This window comes from Micromonospora sp. NPDC049374 (assembly GCF_040677165.1).
GTDB lineage: Bacteria > Actinomycetota > Actinomycetes > Mycobacteriales > Micromonosporaceae > Micromonospora.
Window position 1 is genome coordinate 428,135 of sequence record NZ_JBFAQH010000001.1, and the last position, 17,023, is coordinate 445,157.

Below are 17,023 nucleotides of genomic sequence, written 5' to 3' on the forward strand. Positions count from 1 at the left end.
TGGTCAACACCCGGCTGGGCCGCGCGACAGGCCGAGACCGCCGGTCAGGATGGGGTGGTGACTGGGATGGGGCCGGTGTACGGGGAGGCGCCGACGACGTTGAACGAGCGCACCCGGTAGTGGTAGGTGACGCCCCGGGCCAGGCCGGTGTTGGTGAAGCCGCGGCCGGTGACGGTGAAGGTGGCCGGTTCCCGGGTGAACGCCGGGTCCAGGGCCCGCTCCACGGTGAAGCCGGCGCCCTGGCCGGCGGGGGTGCTGGCGGACCAGCCCAGCACCACTGTCGCGGTGTCCGGGCCGGGAGCGGTGGTGGCCACGCTGACCGAGGTCGGTGTGCCGGGGGCGGGTGGGGTGGTCACCGTCGCCACTGTGGACCAGGGGGAGGCGGCGCCCAGGTAGGTGGTGCGTACCCGGTAGTAGTAGGTGGTGTCGGGGGCGACCGCCGGGTCCAGGTGGTTGTCGCCGACGCTGATCGCGGTGGTGCCCGGCCCGCTGGTGAAGGTCGGGTTGGTGGCGCGTTGCACGTCGATGCCGGTGGCGAAGGAATGGTTGGCCCAGCGTAGGGCGACCCGCAGCGGTGCGGCGGGTGGAATTGTCGCGGTCAGCTTGGCTGGCGCGGTGAGCTGCACCGACGCGGGAACGCTGTTGGACCAGGTGGAGCAGCTGGTCGCGTTCTCGGCACGGATGCGGTAGTGGTAGCTGACGCCCGGGGTGACGGTGGCGTCGGTGTAGCGGGTCGCGGTGGCCGCCACGGTGATGGTGGTCAGCCCGTTGGTGAAGGTCGCGTCGGTGGCCCGTTGCAGCAGGTGGCTGGTGGCCGGTGGGCGGCTGCCGTTGCCGGTCCAGGCGAGGGTGATTGCCGGTAGCGCGGTTGCCGAGCCGGGGGCCGGTGCGGCGGTGAGCCCGGTCGGTGCCCGGGGCGAGACCCGCACCACCAGCGGCCGGCTCATGCCCAGGTCCCGGTGGCCGGCCGCCGCACTGCCCCAGCGGTACTCCCAACCGAGGTTGACAAGTTGGTTGACCACTGCGGCGGGCCGCCCGTCGACCGGGCTGATCGGGGTGGAGTCGAGCCGGGTGCCGGCCGGTCGGGTCGGGTCGAGCAGCCGCACGCTGTCGCCGATCTTGAACGGTAGGGCCGGTGCCTCGGGGCGCAGCGCGAGCAGCACGTCCTCACCGGGATCAACGCGTACCACCTGCTTCCAGCCGAATTCGCCGGGGTGCGGTGGCCGGATCGTGCCGTCCCGGCCGACCCGGCCGATCACCTGCACATCCAGGCCGTCGAACCGCACCGGATGGCTCTGCCGCCCGGAGCCGCGTACCCGCCAGAGCTGGCTGCCGTCGCCCGGTGTGCCGACGGACAGGGCCGGGTCGCTGGCATGCACCACCTCGGTCGCCGGTTCGGTGGGACCGAGCGGCAGAGTGGCCCCGCCTCGTGGTCCGTCGTGTGGGTGTGCCACGCCGAGCCGGGCGGTGAGCCGGCCGTACTCGGGTTCGAAGACCTGTCGCACGGACTTGAGGTTCAGCGGCAGGCTGACCGGTGCGCCGCCGGGCGGGGTGAACTCGACGGTGGTGGCGTGCACCGGGATCCGGGTGGGGGCGCTGGTGGTGCCGAAGCAGGGGTCGTAGGCCGGTTGCGGCACGACCGGCGGACGCTGGCTGGCCGCGTACGCGCCGGGCAGGCGGTCCCGCAGCCGGTCGAGGTCGTACGGCGTTGCCGGCGTGCCCGTCACCCGTAACTGCATCAGGGTGCGGGTGTTCGGGCCGTACCCGGGCACGGTCGGCGGTGCGCCGCCCTCGGCGGTCCGGTCGGCCCCGCCGGTGTGGTGGTCGTAGCGGGGGTCGAAGCAGGGCAGCGGGGCGGGGCAGTCGTTGTAGAGGATCAGGGTGGTGCCGGGCTCGACGGTGGCGAGGTCCACAAGCACGTCGGCCCGCTCGCCGGGGGCGAGCAGTAGCGCGTGGCCGTCGACGTTGAGCACGGTCGGGTCGCGTCGGTCGTAGCGGAAGCCGATCGGCCGGTTCGGCACGACCACCGGTGCCGGCAGCAGGCCGCTCTCGTTGCCGATCCGGATCATCTCCGGGCCGGCCGCCGCCGGGTCCGGCACGCCGCCGGGCCGCCCGTCGGTGGGCCAGTCCGCCGGCCGGTCCGGGACGCGTACCGCGTCGACCATCGGCACCTCACCGGCGGCGGCGTCGGCGAGAGCGCCCTCCGGCGTCCACATCGGTGCGTCGGAGGCGGCCCGGTACAGCTGAAGGTTGAGCCAGCGGTCGGTGCAGGCGTTGAGGATCCGCCACCGGTGGACCTTCGGCTGCACCTCCAGGTACGGGTACGCGGCGCCGTTGACCAGGACCGTGTCGCCGTACGCGGCGGGCACGGCGCTCGGGTGCGGCACGCCGGGAGTCTCCGGTGGCTCGTCCGGGTCGGTGACCGGGTCGTGGTGCGGATTGGGCACGGCGGCGGCGGTGGCGGCGGGGTCGGCGGCGGCGGTACGCGACCAGGGCCCGTAGTCCCACCGGCCGGTCGGGTTGATTCCGTCGCGACGGTAGGGGTTCTGGCGGGACTGGTAGACGTGCGGGTGCCAGAGGGAGCCGCGGGCGCCCCACCGGTCCCGGTCCCAGGTCGGGTCCTGGGCGGCGAGCTGGGCGTCGTCCGGCACGAACGTCTTGTCCTCGAAGACCAGGGGCAACTGCTCGGCCGGCAGCGTCCCGTCGGCGATCAGCCGCTCCTGCGCGTCGTCGGTGAGCAGGTAGAGCGCGAGCTGACCGGAGTAACTGGTCAACCGGGAGAGCCCGACGGTGTTGTCGTGGAACCAGAGCAGGCGCCCGCTCTGGTCGTTCGGGTAGTAGCGGGTGGTGGCGCCCTGCCCCGGGTGGGTCATGTCCGGCACGTGGGCCAGGCTGGCCCCGGTGGGGTAGGGGGTGATCTCACCCGCCGGGGTGATCCACTGCCATGGGCTGCCGGCGCTGATCCAGCCGGTGTGCGCGCCGCAGAGATGGGGCACGGCCCGGTTCTGGGGGTAGGGTGCCGGTCCGTCGAGGGGCCCCGGGCCAGCGCCGGGCACCGTCGGGTCGACCGGCAGGAAGAGGTCGCCGGTGGGCAGCTGGTTGATGAACTTGATGCGTACCGGCCGGCCGCGTCGGGCGAGCACGACCGGACCGAGATGCCAGGGTCGTCGTGGCGGGGCGACCGTGTTGTGCCCGTCCGGGTTGGTGCCCAGGTTGAGCTGGCGGTAGCCGCGCAGCCGGGTCGTCGGCAGGTCCCGGTGCAGCCGCTGGGTGTACTCCTGCAACCCGATCTCGTAGTAGTCGCAACCGGGATAGGTGATCGTGTCGGGCACGGCGACCGGCAGGTGGGCGCCGAGCGGGGTACGCCCCAGCGGGCCGAGGCCGGGCAGTGGGTCGACGAACTTGCGCAACCCGGTGCCGGTCACCACCTGCCCGTCCTCGTCGTGCACGGGCAGCGGACTGTAGGCGTGGTTCGGCGTCGGGCCGAAGCAGCGGGGTGTCGCCGCCGGGTCGAGACTCGCCGGCCCCGGGCGCGGCGGTCCGAACGGTGCCGGTTCCGGATGCGGCGGCTCGGGTGCCGCCGGTGCCCGCGCCGGTGCGCCCGCACCGGTGTCGTCGGGACCGGTCCCGTCGGTGTCGGGAAGGGTGTGCGTGCCGTTCTCCGTGTCCGGGGCGGTTCGGGTGCTGGGGACGGCGCTCGGTGTGCCCGGCTGGTCGGTGCGGGCGACGCGGTCCAGCCAGGTCGACCGGAGTCTGCGGAACACGGCCATGGCTCTCCCGGTGATCGGGGCGCGGCGGCCACCACCCCGACGTGGCGGCGCGGACGCGCGTGCTGACGTTCCGTGAGCCTCAACCGCAGCATGCGACGCAGGGTGGCCGGTTAGGAAGTCCCCTTTCGTGCCAATCTGCCGAGCTGCCGGCGTGTCGTCGCCGCCACTCCGCGCCGGTCGCGTGACCGGCCGTCTACCGGCTCCGACCTGCCCAGACCGGCGCGTGGAAGATGCACGGCGGCAGCCCGTCCGCCGGGTGGAAGATGCGGCCTCGCGGCCCGGCCCGGCGAGTGACCGGTACGCGGATCAGGCCGGGTCACCCGGCTGGCAGGTGGGGCACCAGTAGGTGACCCGGTCGCCCAGTTCCTCCTTGCGGATGGCGGTGCCGCAACGCCGGCACGGCTGCGCCCGTCGCCCGTACACGTAGCTGGTCCGGCCACGCCCCAGCGAGCCGGTGGTGCTCTGCGTCCAGCGCCCCCGGTTCGCGGCAAGCAACTTCTGCGCCAGGGTCACCAGGCCGACGGGGTCGGGCACCTCCCGCACGGGGGTGCGGGGGTGGATGCCGCGGAGGAACAGCACCTCGCACTTGTAGAGGTTGCCGACGCCGGCCAGGATGCGCTGGTCGAGCAGTGCCACACCGACCGGGGTGTCCGGGTGGGCGGTGAGCCGACGGGCGGCCTCGGCCGGATCCCAGTCGGCGCCGAGCAGGTCGGGGCCGAGGTGACCGACGAGGCGCCCCTCGTCGGCGGTGGGCACCAGCGCCACCTCGTGCAGGTGGTAACCGACGGCGGTCGCGACCGGGGCGCGGAGCACCACTCGGATCAGGTGCGCCGGCCGAGCCGTCCACCGCTCCCCGGGGGCGTACGCCCGCCAGGTGCCGTCCATCCGCAGGTGCGAGTGCAGCGTCCAGCGCGATTCGCCGGTGCCGGCGGGGGCGTCCAGCCGGAGCAGCAGGTGTTTGCCCCGGCTCGCGCTGTCGCGTACCGACCAGCCGGCGAGGTCGGTGGTGGCGAGCGAGGGCACCCGAAAATCGCTGCCGGTCAGCCGGGCGCCGACCAGGGCGCGTTCCAGGACGCGGGCGGTGTTCCAGACGGTGTCACCTTCGGGCACGGCACCATTCTCCCTCACCCGAGCGCAATTCACATGTATCGCTATTTGTATGGCGCTTCTGTTCGATCTCCGGATATAGGCACTATCGGGGAGTTCTGAGGAGAATGCCGATGAATCGTCCCCGCAACTCCGTCCTGGCCCTCGTCCTGGTCACCGTCCTCGCCGTCACCGTCCATCCCAACTCCGCCTCGTCGGCCGGCCGGGCCGACCGGTGGACCGCCGACCTGTCGGTCGTCGATGCTGACGACGTAAACGTGCGACACACCCGTGCGGGCCTGCGCCTGGCCGACGCCCGGCCACCCGGCGTGCCCGCCCGGCGCAGTGCGGTCGCCGAGGGCATGCTGGTGGCCGCACCGCGTACCCTCAGTCGCCCGGCCACCCGGGTCCGCGCCCAGGTCACCAGCGTCGCCCGGCCCGGTGCCACCGCGATCGTGCAGGTCCGCGGTTGGCGGACAGCCGGCTGGACCGAGTGGCGCGACGCCGCGCCGGCGGCCGTCTTCGACCGGCCGGTCCGTCGGGTACAGGCCCGGGTGGTGCTGACCGGCAGCCCCTCCGGTGCCAGCACCCAGGTCCGCGCCGTCCGGCTCACCGCCGACACGGTCGCCGCCATCACCGCCGCCACCCCCGGCCTGACCTACCGGGTGTACGCGACCCGGATCGGACTGGTCGGCGAGCTGACCGCGAACGGGCACACGGTCCGCGCCCGGGACCATTTCGTCGCGTTGCCCTCCCGTCGGGGGCTGTCGCCACGCAACACCGGCGACTACACCGTGCGGGTCTGCACCATCACCGGCAGCCGCTGCGAGTACGCCCCGGTCTGGGACGTGGGCCCGTGGAACACCCGCGACGACTACTGGAACCTCAGCGCGGTGCGGGAGAACTGGAAGGCGCTACCGCAGGGCAGACCGCAGGCGCAGGCCGCCTACCAGAACGGTTACAACGGCGGGCGGGACCAGTTCGGCCGGGTGGTGCTCAATCCGGCCGGCATCGACCTCGCCGACGGGACGTTCTGGGACGGGTTGCAGCTGTCCACGAACGCCTGGGTCGACGTGGCGTACCTGTGGACCGGCACCGGCCCCCGAGGGGTGGTCGGTGACGGGCCACTGACCGTGCGATCCGGCCCCGGCACCGGATACCAGTCCCGGGGCCTGGCCGCGCAGTACGCCAACGTGCCGATCCAGTGTTACGTGACCGGGCAGACGATCACCGGCCCCTACCGTACGACCAACCGGTGGAACCGCCTGGCCAGCGGGCAGTTCGTCAGCCACGCGTACATCTCGACGGTCTGGGGCGGGTCGGTGCCGCTCTGCTGAGACCGGCATTCCGAGCCGGGTCGGCATCCTCCCAGGCCGGCCCGGCTCGGCTCGTCGTGTCAGCGTGGGCCGGGAGCTGCCCGTACCGGCTGGTTCAGGGCAGTTCCTCCGGCCTCGGCGTGCGCACCAACTCCTGGTACCGAGGGTGGCAGGCACCGTAGACGGCGAAGTTCAGGCGGGCGTGCGACAGGCTCAGGTCCCCGTTCGCCCCGCCGCGTACGACGTCCGCGTCGGCGTCTCCCTGACCGTCATCTGTCCAGAAACAGACCGGGCAGGTGCCACCGCCGGTCCGGTACGCGCAGCAGGGACAAGCGGCGGGAACCCAGCGATCATCCACCTTGACAGCTTTCCACAGTAGACACTTCATCCGTGTTGTCCGGTAGCGTCCCCCACGACGCCGCAACCCCGGACCCGCAGCAGCGTACCCGGGACCACCGCGAGTAGTTCGGCGGCGTGTCCACCGTTGACGGAGAGCGCGACCCGGCCGGCGGAGTCGGCGTGCGCCACCAGGGCACCGACCGGGGCGTCGCCGAACGTACGTCCGTGCACCGCGTCCCGTTCCCACCCGCCGGCACTTGCCGGGCCGTCCTCGCCGGTCGGGTCGTGCACCGTCGGCTCGCCGGTCGGGTCGTGCACCGTCGGCTCGCCGGTCGGGTCGTGCACCGTCGGCTCGCCGGTCGCCGGGCGTACCCGCACCCGCGCCGGCAGGGGGTCCAGCAGCTCGGCCGGGGCGGCCAACTGGACGTTGCCGAAATGGTCCACCATCACCACCTCGGCGACGAACCCGTCCGGCAGCCGGCGGACGAGCGGCTCGGGCAGCCGCACCAGCGTCGCCGGGTCGACCGGCGGGCCGGCCTCGGCCAGCGGGGCACCGAGAGCCAGGCGGGCCGCGACCGGCGCGAAGACGTCCCGCCCGTGGAAGGTGGCCGACACCCGTGGCGCCAGCCAGCGCGGATTGGTCAGCTCCACTGCCCCGGTGACCCCGCCGAGCGCCTCGGCGGCGTCCAGCAGCAGGCCGTTGTCGGGGCCCACCAGCAGGCCCGCGGGGGTGCCCAGCGCGACACCCCGGCGGCTCGTACCGACCCCGGGGTCGACCACCGCCACATGCACCCCCGGCGGCAGGTGCGGCACGGTCTGGGCCAGCACCGCAGCGCCCCGCCGGACGTCACCCGGCGGCACCAGGTGAGTCACGTCGATGACCCGCAGCGCAGGTGCGACGCGGGCGATCACCCCGTGGCAGGCCGCCACGAAGCCGTCGACGAGGCCGTAGTCGGTGGTCAGCGAGACGACCTTGGCCGGTGGTCGGGACTCGTGGGCAGCGCTGCTGGTCACGGCACCGGATCGTACGCCCGTATCCGCCGACCCGGCGGACCCGTGACGTCGATGATCCGTTGCCGGAAAGCCGACAGCGTGGCTGACCGACCGGCCACTGCCGGTGGCGGTCCCGGTTGGACAGACTGCGTGGGTGAGTCACCGGATACTGCCAACCGTCGTTCTGCTCATGGCCACCGTGGCCCTCGCCGCCTGCGGTGCCGACCAGGACGCGCCGTCCGCCGCCGCACCGGCACCGACCGTCGGCGGCCCGTCGGCCGCTCCGGCCCCACCGGACGCCGCATCTCCGCCGACCGGCGAGGCGACCCCGGCAGCCCCGGGCAACGCCGCTCCGGGCAGTGCCGATCCACCGCCGGCGTCCCGACCGGCGACGGCCGGACCGAACGTCGACGGCACCACCGAACGGCGTCCACCGAGCCCGCCGCCGGTGGTGCTGCCACCGCGCCAGGCCGGCGAGCCGACCGGCCGGGAGGTCGTGGCGGCGTTCCGGGCAGCCGGGCTCAAGGCGGCAAACGTCCGGGACCGGTCAGTCGACTGCGGACCAGACGGGTTGGGGCTGGGCTGCTCGGAGTTGGTCGTGACCGACAACGTGGCCGTCTACGTCTTCCCCGACGAGAGCAGTGCCGGTGACCTGGCCGAGCGGTGGAGCGGAGCCGCCTACCGCAGCGGCACCGTGGTACTCAACTACCTCGAGGCACCGACCCCCCTCGCCGACCGCCCCCACTACGAGAAAGTCCTCAAAACCCTTCCCTAACCCCACCCCACCCCCCACCGTCGCGCCGATCTTGCACTTTTGGTCGCTGAGATGCCCCACTTGAGCGCAATTGTCGCGACGAAAAGTGCAAGATCGCGGCGGCGTGGGGTGGGGGCGTGGGGTGGGGGCGTGGGGTGGGGGCGTGGGGTGGGGGCGTGGGGTGGGGTGGGTGGGGTTAGGGGCGGAGGCGGAGGCCGCGGGGGGTGGTGCGGAAGCCGGCGGCGGTCAGTGCGTCGCGCAGCGGCGACGAGCGTACGGACTCGCCGTCGGCGCGTTCCACCGAGATCGCGCCCAGCGCGCCGGAGTGGACGGCGTCGGCCAGCGCCTTGCCGGCCGCGCCCAGCGCGTCGACGTCGTCGGTGAAGGAGAGCAGCGTCCGCCCTCCCCGTTCCACGTAGAGCGCCAGCTCACCCTCGACCAGCACGACAAGCGCCCCGGCCTTGCGACCCGCCCGGTGCCCGGCGGCCGGCGGTGAGGTCGCGTCACCGGAGTCGACCGCGCGCTCCGGCCAGGGCAGTGCCGCGCCGTACGGGTTCGCGGGGTCGGTGGCCGCCAGCACCACCGTGGCCCCGCCCCGCCGGCCACCGTCGAGCGGATCGGCGCCGGCGCGGATCCGGTCCACCGCACCGGGCACCGCGAACTGCGCCGCGCCCAGCCCGTCGACGAAGTATCCCCGTCGGGCCGCGCCGCGCTCCTCCAGCGCGGCCAACACCGGGTAGACGGCGGCGAAACCGCCCGCGACCTGCTCGGCCATGACCGCGCCCCGGGTCAGCACACCGTGCCGTTCCAGTAGGACATCGGCGAGCGCGGCGGCGCGGCGGGTCGGGTCGGTGTCCCGTTCCGGCAACCGCGACCAGCGCCCGGCCACCGTTGGCGGTCCACCGCGACTCGGCAGCGCCACCCGTCCCGGGCGGCGGTAACGGCCACGGGCCGCGGTCGGGCGGGCGCGGTGCGCGCCGCCGGCGCCAAGGACCGCCCGCAGCGGCGCCAGGGTGTCGTTGGTGAGGTGACCGGCCCAGACCAGGTCCCAGATGACCGCGGTCAGCTCGGCGTCGTCGGTGGCGCCGACCCGGTCGGCCAGGGGCCGGAAGAACAGCGCCTGCCCGTCGTCGAGGGCATCCAGCACCGCGTCGTGCCGGGGCGTCCGGGCGAGAGTCTCATCCGGCGGCGGGAGCAGCAGCGGAGCCGAGTCGGCGTACGCCAGGCTGACCCAGCCGTCCCCACCGGAGATCGCCCCCGCGCCGGCCCACAGCACCTCGCCGCTGGCGCAGAGCTCGTCGAGCTGGGCGGGGGAGTAGTCGGCGACCCGGGCGGGCAGCACCAGCCGTTCCAGCGCCGACGCGGGCACCGAGGCACCCTGCAACTGCTCGACCGTCGCGGCCACCGCCTCGACCCCGCGAGCCGAGGAGCCCACCTGCTGCCAGCGGGGCAGGAAAGTGGCCAGGGCCTGCGGCGGTACCGGCTCGATCTCGCGGCGTAGCGCGGCGAGGGAGCGGCGGCGCAGCAGGCGCAGCACCTCGGCGTCGCACCACTGGGTGCCGACCGTGTCCGGGGTGAACTCGCCGGAGACCACCCGGCCGCTGGCGGCCAGCCGGCGCAGCGTCTGCTCGACCACGAAGACGCCGAGCCCGAACCGGGCCGCGCAGCCGGCGGCGCTGAACGGGGTGTGGGTGCGGGCATACCGGGCCACCAGGTCGCCGAGCGGATCGGCGACCGGTTCGAGGTACGCCTCGGCGACACCTACCGGCAGGGCGACGCCGAGGGCGTCGCGCAGCCGGCCGGCGTCCTCGACGCCGACCCAGCGTTCCTGACCGGCGATGCGGACCCGCAGCACCCGGCGGGCGGCGGCCAGGTCGGTCAGCCACGCCTCGGGCGCCCCGCGCTCGGCCAGCTCAGCGGTGCTCAGGTCGCCGAGCTGCCGCAGCAGCTCGATCACGTCCTCGGCGTCGCGGGTACGGCGCTGCGCGGTGAGCCAACGCAGTTGCCGTTCGGTCTCGGCGAGCACCGCCGGGTCGAGCAGCTCGCGCAGGTCGACCCGGCCGAGCAACTCGCCGAGCAGGGCCGAATCCAGCGTGAGGGCAGCGGCCCGGCGTTCCGCCAGCGGGGCGTCGCCCTCGTAGAGGAAGGCACCGACGTAGCCGAAGAGCAGCGAGCGGGCGAACGGGGACGGCCGGGCGCTCTCCACCTCGACCAGGCGCACCCGGCGGCCGGCCAGGTCACGCATCACCTCGGTCAGGGCGGGCAGATCGAAGACGTCCTGCAGGCACTCCCGCGCCGCCTCCAGGGTGACCGGGAAGTCGGCGTACTCGCGGGCCACGTCGAGCAGTTGGGCGGCGCGTTGCCGTTGCTGCCAGAGCGGCTGGCGGCGGCGCGGATCCCGGCGGGGCAGCAGCAGCGACCGGGCGGCGCACTCCCGGAACCGGGCGGCGAACAGTGCCGAGGTGCCGACCGCCTCCTCCACCAGCTGGGCGATCTCCTCCGGATCGAAGGCGACCACGTCGGCACCGGGCGGGGTGTCGGCGGTGTCCGGCAGCCGGACCACGATCCCGTCGTCGGCGGGCATCACCTGCGCGTCGACCCCGTAGCGCTCGGCGAGGCGGCGGCCGATGGCCAGCGCCCATGGTGCGTTGACCCGGGCACCCAGGATGCTGTGCACGGCCAGCCGCCAGTCACCCAGCTCGTCGCGGAAGCGTTCGACGACGACCGTCCGGTCGTCCGGCAGGGCCCGGGTCGCCGCCCGCTGCTCGTGCAGGTAGGTCAGCAGGTTGCCGGCGGCCCAGTCGTCCAACCCGGTGGCCCGCAGTGCGGCGGTGGCCTGCTCGGTGTCCTGCCGGAGCAGGGCCCGCACCCGGGCGCCGATCGCCCGGCCCAGTTCCACCGGCCGGCCCGGCTGGTCGCCCTTCCAGAACGGCATCTTCGCCGCCTGCCCGGGGGCGGGGGAGACCAGCACCCGGTCGGGGGTGATCTCCTCGATCCGCCAGGAGGAGGAGCCGAGCAGGAAGACGTCGCCGACGCGGGACTCGTAGACCATCTCCTCGTCCAGCTCGCCGACCCGGGCGGCCCGTTCCGCACCGGCCAGGAAGACGCCGAACAGGCCCCGGTCGGGGATGGTGCCGCCACTTGTCACCGCGAGCCGTTGGGCGCCGGGACGGCCGGTCAGCACGTCGGTGGCGCGATCCCACACCAGTCGGGGGCGAAGCTCGGCGAAGGCGGTCGACGGGTAGCGGCCGGAGAGCATGTCCAGTACGGCGTGCAGCGCGGAGTCGGGCAACTCGGCGAAGGGTGCGGCCCGACGGACGACGGTCGCCAGGTCGCCGACCCGCCACTCGTCCAGGGCGACCATCGCGACGACCTGCTGGGCGAGCACGTCCAGCGGGTTGCGGGGATGGTGCAACTCCTCGATGGCGGCCTCGCCCATCCGCTCGGCGACCACCGCGCAGGAGAGCAGGTCGCCCCGGTGCTTGGGCAGGACCACCCCCCGGGACACCGCGCCGACCTGGTGCCCGGCCCGGCCGACCCGCTGTAGACCGGCGGCCACGCTCGGCGGTGCCTCGATCTGCACGACCAGGTCGACCGCGCCCATGTCGATGCCGAGTTCGAGGCTGGAGGTGGCCACCACGGCCGGCAAGTGGCCCGCCTTGAGCGCTTCCTCGATGTGCCGACGCTCCTCCCGGGAGACGCTGCCGTGGTGCGCCCGGGCGATCACCGGCGGAGCACCGGACACCCCGCCGGCCTGGGCCATCATCTCGGCCGGCGTCCGGGCAACCGGACCGGTCGTGGGTGGCGTCGCCGCGGCCGTCTCGTCGGCGGCCAGCTCGTTGAGCCGGGCGCAGAGGCGTTCGGCGCTGCGTCGGGAGTTGGTGAAGACGATTGTCGAGCGGTGCGCCCTGATCAGGGCGAAGACCCGTTCCTCCACGGCCGGCCAGATGGACGCCGTGCGTGGACCGGCGAGGTCGTCCTCCGGTGTCGCCTGCTCGTCGAGGCGGGTCATGTCCTCCACCGGCACCTGGACACTGACCTCGATCGTCTTGGCGGTCACCGGGGCCACCACCTCGACCGGACGGGCGCCGCCGAGGAAGCGGGCACACTCGTCCAGCGGCCGGACGGTGGCGGAGAGCCCGATGCGCTGTGCCGGGGCGGGCAGCAACTCGTCGAGCCGCTCCAGGGAGAGGGCCAGGTGGGCGCCGCGTTTGGTGCCGGCGACCGCGTGCACCTCGTCGACGATCACGGTCTCCACTCCCCGCAGCGAATCCCGGGCGGCCGAGGTGAGCAGCAGGAACAGCGACTCCGGCGTGGTGATCAGGATGTCCGGCGGGGTGCGGGCGAAGGCCCGCCGCTCGTCGGCGGGGGTGTCGCCGGTACGCATCCCGACGGTGATCTCCGGCGGGGGCAGGGCGAGCCGGGTGGCGGCCTGCCGGATGCCGGTGAGCGGGGCGCGGAGGTTGCGTTCGACGTCGACGGCGAGTGCCTTGAGCGGACTGACGTAGAGCACCCGGCAGCGCTGTCGAGGGTCGGCCGGGGCCGTTTCGCGGGACAGCCGGTCGAGTGACCACAGGAACGCGGCGAGGGTCTTGCCGGAGCCGGTGGGCGCCACGACCAGGGCGTGCCGGCCGGCGGCGACCGCGTTCCAGGCACCGGCCTGCGCCGCGGTCGGCGCGGCGAACGCCGCGCCGAACCACTCCCGGGTCGCCGGGCCGAACTGAGAGAGCACCTGCGCGCCGGGGGCCGTGCTGGAATCCGCCACGAACCAATCCTGCCCCCGGGTACCGACATTCGTCCGTCGCGAGTCAGGCGGCCTATGTCTTGTTAAGGCGTTTAAGGTGACTTGCGCGTAGAATCCGTTAAGTCTTACTTAACTGCTTGCTCTTGCAGGGCAACATAAAGTAACTTCACCCGCGTCGTGGTGAGCGGTGGAGGGGGTCGGATGGCCGTCGAGGAGCGGAGTTCGGGGCCCGGCACCGACATCCTGATCCGCAAGGTCGACAGTCATGTCACCGCTTTGCGCGTCGGGCTGCACGGCCCGGATCTCGAGCTGGCCGAGCGGCTCGCCAGTTGCCTGCGCGAGCTGGTCGTCTCCACCGCCCAGGCCAGCGCCGCCGACCGTGCCCAGGTGCGGGCCGCCGTGCACTACTTCGTACTGCGTCGCGAGAGCCGTGGCCGGTTGTTGTCCGTGCGGTCCCTGGCCGCCGCGCAGCGGCTGGTCAACAAGGCCGCGTCCCAGTTGGGCCGGCCGGACCTGGTCGTCGAGGGGTGCCCGGGTCGCGGCAGCGCCGCGACGGACGCCGCCGCGCACAGCTGATTCGGTCTATCCCGGTGGTTCGCCGCATTGACGGCGAAAGTGTGCTTATTTCGAGAAAAGCATCCATAGTGCGCTGAACTGTCGTCTGATCGCTGCTAGACCCCCAACCCCCGTGGGGCGTCTCGGCCACGTCGACCGGGAGCGCGCGTGCTCGTACTGCTGATCCTGCACCTCGTGGCGGCCGTCGTGGCGCCACTGCTGGTCCGTCGGTGGGGTCCGCGCGCCTGTTACCTGCTGGCACTGGTGCCGGCGGCCGCCTTCGGCTGGGCGTTGGTACGCACACCCGACGTGGCACGCGGCGGTGCGGTGGTCGAGACGTACCTCTGGATTCCGGAACTGAGGTTGGACCTTGCGCTGCGGATGACCACCCTGTCCTGGCTGATGACACTGCTGGTCGGTGGCGTCGGCGCGCTGGTGCTCGGCTACTGCGCCCGCTACTTCCCACCCGACGCGCTCGGCAACTCGCGGTTCGCCGGCGTGATGGTCGCCTTCGCCGGGGCGATGCTCGGGCTGGTCCTCGCCGACGACCTGCTGCTGCTCTACGTCTGCTGGGAACTCACCACCGTCTTCTCGTACCTGCTGATCGGGCACAGCACGGAACGGCGGTCGAGCCGTTGGGCAGCGGCCCAGGCGCTGACCGTGACCACCCTCGGCGGCCTCGCCATGCTTGTCGGGTTCCTCATGCTCGGTCACCACGCCGGCACCTACCGCTGGTCGGAGCTGGCCCAGCAGCCGCTGCCCGGAGGGGCGTACCTGGTCGTCGCGGTGCTGCTGATCCTGGTCGGTGCGCTGTCGAAGTCGGCGGTGCTGCCGTTCACCTCGTGGCTGCCGGCGGCGATGGCCGCGCCGACGCCGGTCAGCGCGTACCTGCACGCGGCGGCGATGGTGAAGGCCGGCGTCTACCTGCTCGGCCTGCTCACACCGGTGCTGGCCGTGGTCGGACCGTGGCGTCCGGTGGTGCTGATCGCCGGCCTGGCCACCATGCTGGTGGGTGGTTGGGCGGCGCTGCGGCAGACCGACCTGAAGCTGCTGCTGGCACACGGGACGGTCAGCCAGCTCGGGCTGCTGACGGTGGTCGTCGGGGTGGGCACCGCGGACGCCGCGCTCGCCGGTGTCGCCATGCTGCTCGCCCACGCGCTGTTCAAGGCGGCGCTGTTCCTGGTGGTCGGCGTGATCGACCACGGTGCCGGAACCCGGGACCTGCGCGAGTTGTCGGGACTGCGGCGCACCGCGCCGGTGCTGACCGGCGTGGCCGTGCTCGCCGCCGCCTCGATGGCCGGACTGCCACCCCTGCTCGGCTTCGTCGCCAAGGAGGCCGTGTTCGCCGCCTTCGCCGACCGGCCGCTGGTCCTGGCGGTGCTCGTGGTCGGCACCGTGCTCACCGTCGCCTACAGCATCAGGTTCATCTGGGGCGCGTTCGCCGACCGCCCCGGCGCCGCCGCCACCGACCTGGGGCGGATCGAGCCGTCGCTGCTGGCCCCACCGGCCCTGCTGGCCGTCGTCGGGCTGGTCGCCGGCCCGGCCGCGGGAGCGCTGGATAACCTGCTCCGCCCGTACCCCGAACTCTTCGGCACCGTCGGGAAACACCTGGCCCTGTGGCACGGGTTCACCCCGGCGCTCGGTCTGTCCGCGCTGGCCCTGGCGGGTGGTACGGCGCTGTTCGCGCTGCGCGGCCCGCTGGCACCGGCGCTGGCCCGGCTGCGCTGGCCGGTCACCGGCCAACGGGGATACGAGTGGATCACCCACCGCTTCGACCGGCTCGCAGTGGACATCACAAGCGTCACCCAGCGGGGAGCGCTGCCGCAGTACCTCGGTCTCATCCTGATCGTCCTGGCCGCGGTGCCGGGCGGGGCGGTATACCTGACCCAGCCCTGGTCTCAGCCGCTGGACCTGTGGGCCACCCCCGCGCAGCCGGTGGTGCTGCTGGTGGTCTGCGTCGCCGCCCTGCTCGCCGTGGGTGCCACCCGGCGACTGACCGCGATGCTCCTGGTCGGCATGACCGGTTACGGCACCGCCATGCTGTTCGTGCTCTACGGCGCGCCCGACCTGGCGCTGACCCAGTTCCTCGTGGAGACCATGACCATCGCGATCTTCGTGCTGGTGCTGCGCCGACTGCCCGAGCGATTCTCGATGCGGCCCCTGCGGCGCAGTCGCTGGATCCGGCGGACGATCGGGGTGATCGTCGGTACGACCGTGGCCGCGCTGGCCGTCGCTGCCGCGGCGGCCCGACAGGCACGCTCCATCTCCGAGGATTTCCCGCACCTGGCGGTGGACCAGGGGCACGGCCGCAACGTGGTCAACGTGACCCTGGTGGACATCCGCGCCTGGGACACCCTGGGGGAGGCGGCGGTGCTGGTGGCTGCGGCGACCGGAGTGGCAAGTCTGATCTTCCACCAGTCGCGCACCGGGCCGCGTCCCCGGCGGCGGGAGGTCGCGGAGGACGAGGCGCCCGCAGGCCGGGCGGTCTGGCTGCGCGGCGGGGCGACGCTGCACGAGCGGCAACGGTCGATCGTGCTGGAGGTGGTCACCCGACTGATCTCGCACACCGCGGTGCTCTTCTCGCTCTACCTGCTCTTCTCCGGGCACAACGCGCCCGGTGGCGGCTTCGCCGGAGGGCTGGTGGCCAGTCTCGCGCTGACCATGCGGTACCTCGCCGGTGGCCGGTACGAGCTGGTCGAGGCGGCGCCGGTCGGTGCCGGCACGGTGCTCGGTGCCGGCCTGTTGCTCTCGGTCGGCAGTGGGGTGGTCGCCATGATCGCCGGCGGCACCGTGCTGGAGAGCACCACGGTCGACCTCTGGCTGCCGTTGATCGGCCACTTCTACCTGGTCACCTCGCTCTTCTTCGACATCGGTGTGTACCTGGTGGTGATCGGTCTGGCGCTGGACGTGCTGCGCAGCCTGGGCGCCGAGGTGGACCGGCACATCGAGGCGGCCGGCGGTGCCGAGGGCGGGCTGGCCGGCCGGCGAGGGGAGGCAGGGTGAGGGCCGCCGGAGCGAACCTGGTCTCCTTCGTCACGATCGGGGTACTCGTCGGCTGCGGCGTGGCCCTGCTGCTGGAACGCAGCCTGAGCCGGGTCCTGCTCGGCATCGTCCTGATCGGCAACGGCGTCAACCTGTTGATCGTTTTCGGCGGTCGGTCCGGGGAGGCGCCGGTGGTCGGGGTCGGCGACGAGGCGGCGATGAGCGACGCCCTGCCCCAGGCCATGGTGCTCACCGCCATCGTGATCACCTTCGGCTTCACCGCCTTCCTGCTGGCGATCAGCTACCGCAGCTGGTATCTGAGCGGCGACGACGAGGTACCCGACGACATCGAGGACCGGGAGATCGTCCGCCGGGCCGCCCAACGGGAGATGTCCGCCGCCGACCTCGCCGGCGAGCCGCCGACGGCCGACCCTCAGCAGATCGACGCGCCGGCCCCACCCCGCGAGGAGGGCCCGGGATGAGC

General features: G+C 73.5%; 10 protein-coding genes. 5 read left to right on the forward strand and 5 right to left on the reverse strand.

Annotation, left to right across the window (positions count from 1 at the left end; translation table 11 throughout):
• Positions 1-44 precede the first annotated feature (44 nt).
• Together AB0J93_RS02025 and AB0J93_RS02030 are read right to left on the reverse strand one after the other, a co-directional pair.
• On the reverse strand, positions 45-3,770 hold the full coding sequence (locus AB0J93_RS02025; protein ID WP_363917170.1) for a hypothetical protein: 3,726 nt from the start codon (positions 3,768-3,770) through the stop codon (positions 45-47).
• A gap of 306 nt (positions 3,771-4,076) precedes the next feature.
• The gene (locus tag AB0J93_RS02030) at positions 4,077-4,880 is read right to left on the reverse strand and encodes a zinc finger domain-containing protein (protein WP_363917172.1); all 804 of its coding nucleotides are present in this window, start codon (positions 4,878-4,880) and stop codon (positions 4,077-4,079) included.
• Positions 4,881-4,990: 110 nt separating this feature from the next.
• Here AB0J93_RS02030 and AB0J93_RS02035 point away from each other — a divergent pair, with 110 nt between their 5' ends.
• Positions 4,991-6,193 carry a hypothetical protein gene (locus tag AB0J93_RS02035; protein ID WP_363917174.1) on the forward strand — a complete coding sequence of 401 codons (1,203 nt, stop codon included), beginning with the start codon at positions 4,991-4,993 and terminating at the stop codon, positions 6,191-6,193.
• A gap of 94 nt (positions 6,194-6,287) precedes the next feature.
• Here the strand turns inward: AB0J93_RS02035 and AB0J93_RS02040 are convergent, their stop codons facing one another.
• Both AB0J93_RS02040 and AB0J93_RS02045 read right to left on the reverse strand, forming a co-directional pair.
• On the reverse strand, positions 6,288-6,530 hold the full coding sequence (locus AB0J93_RS02040) for a CPCC family cysteine-rich protein (RefSeq protein WP_210937277.1): 243 nt from the start codon (positions 6,528-6,530) through the stop codon (positions 6,288-6,290).
• 26 nt (positions 6,531-6,556) lie between these two features.
• Positions 6,557-7,525: an SAM-dependent chlorinase/fluorinase gene (locus AB0J93_RS02045; protein ID WP_363917176.1), complete on the reverse strand. Its 969-nt coding sequence runs from the start codon at positions 7,523-7,525 to the stop codon at positions 6,557-6,559.
• Between the two features lie 133 nt (positions 7,526-7,658).
• Here AB0J93_RS02045 and AB0J93_RS02050 point away from each other — a divergent pair, with 133 nt between their 5' ends.
• A complete protein-coding gene (locus tag AB0J93_RS02050) occupies positions 7,659-8,279 on the forward strand; it encodes a hypothetical protein (RefSeq protein ID WP_363917178.1) in 621 nt (206 codons plus the stop codon).
• Positions 8,280-8,454: 175 nt separating this feature from the next.
• Here the strand turns inward: AB0J93_RS02050 and AB0J93_RS02055 are convergent, their stop codons facing one another.
• Positions 8,455-13,023, reverse strand: coding sequence for an ATP-dependent helicase (locus AB0J93_RS02055; protein ID WP_363917180.1), 4,569 nt, complete (start codon positions 13,021-13,023; stop codon positions 8,455-8,457).
• Between the two features lie 180 nt (positions 13,024-13,203).
• Here AB0J93_RS02055 and AB0J93_RS02060 point away from each other — a divergent pair, with 180 nt between their 5' ends.
• The 3 genes from AB0J93_RS02060 to AB0J93_RS02070 all read left to right on the forward strand — a co-directional run bounded on the left by AB0J93_RS02060 (position 13,204) and on the right by AB0J93_RS02070 (position 17,021).
• Positions 13,204-13,578: a hypothetical protein gene (locus AB0J93_RS02060; RefSeq protein ID WP_363917182.1), complete on the forward strand. Its 375-nt coding sequence runs from the start codon at positions 13,204-13,206 to the stop codon at positions 13,576-13,578.
• Positions 13,579-13,725: 147 nt separating this feature from the next.
• Positions 13,726-16,560 carry a Na+/H+ antiporter subunit A gene (locus AB0J93_RS02065; RefSeq protein ID WP_363917184.1) on the forward strand — a complete coding sequence of 945 codons (2,835 nt, stop codon included), beginning with the start codon at positions 13,726-13,728 and terminating at the stop codon, positions 16,558-16,560.
• The gene (locus tag AB0J93_RS02070; RefSeq protein ID WP_363917186.1) at positions 16,557-17,021 is read left to right on the forward strand and encodes a Na(+)/H(+) antiporter subunit C; all 465 of its coding nucleotides are present in this window, start codon (positions 16,557-16,559) and stop codon (positions 17,019-17,021) included. Before AB0J93_RS02065 ends, AB0J93_RS02070 begins: the two co-directional genes overlap by 4 nt.
• The last annotated feature ends 2 nt before the right edge of the window (positions 17,022-17,023 follow it).

Coding starts and splice junctions, on each gene's coding strand:
- AB0J93_RS02025 (WP_363917170.1), bottom strand. CDS start 3,770: ATGGCCGTGTTCCGCAGACTCCGGTCGACCTGGCTGGACCGCGTCGCC.
- AB0J93_RS02060 (WP_363917182.1), top strand. CDS start 13,204: ATGGCCGTCGAGGAGCGGAGTTCGGGGCCCGGCACCGACATCCTGATC.
- AB0J93_RS02035 (WP_363917174.1), top strand. CDS start 4,991: ATGAATCGTCCCCGCAACTCCGTCCTGGCCCTCGTCCTGGTCACCGTC.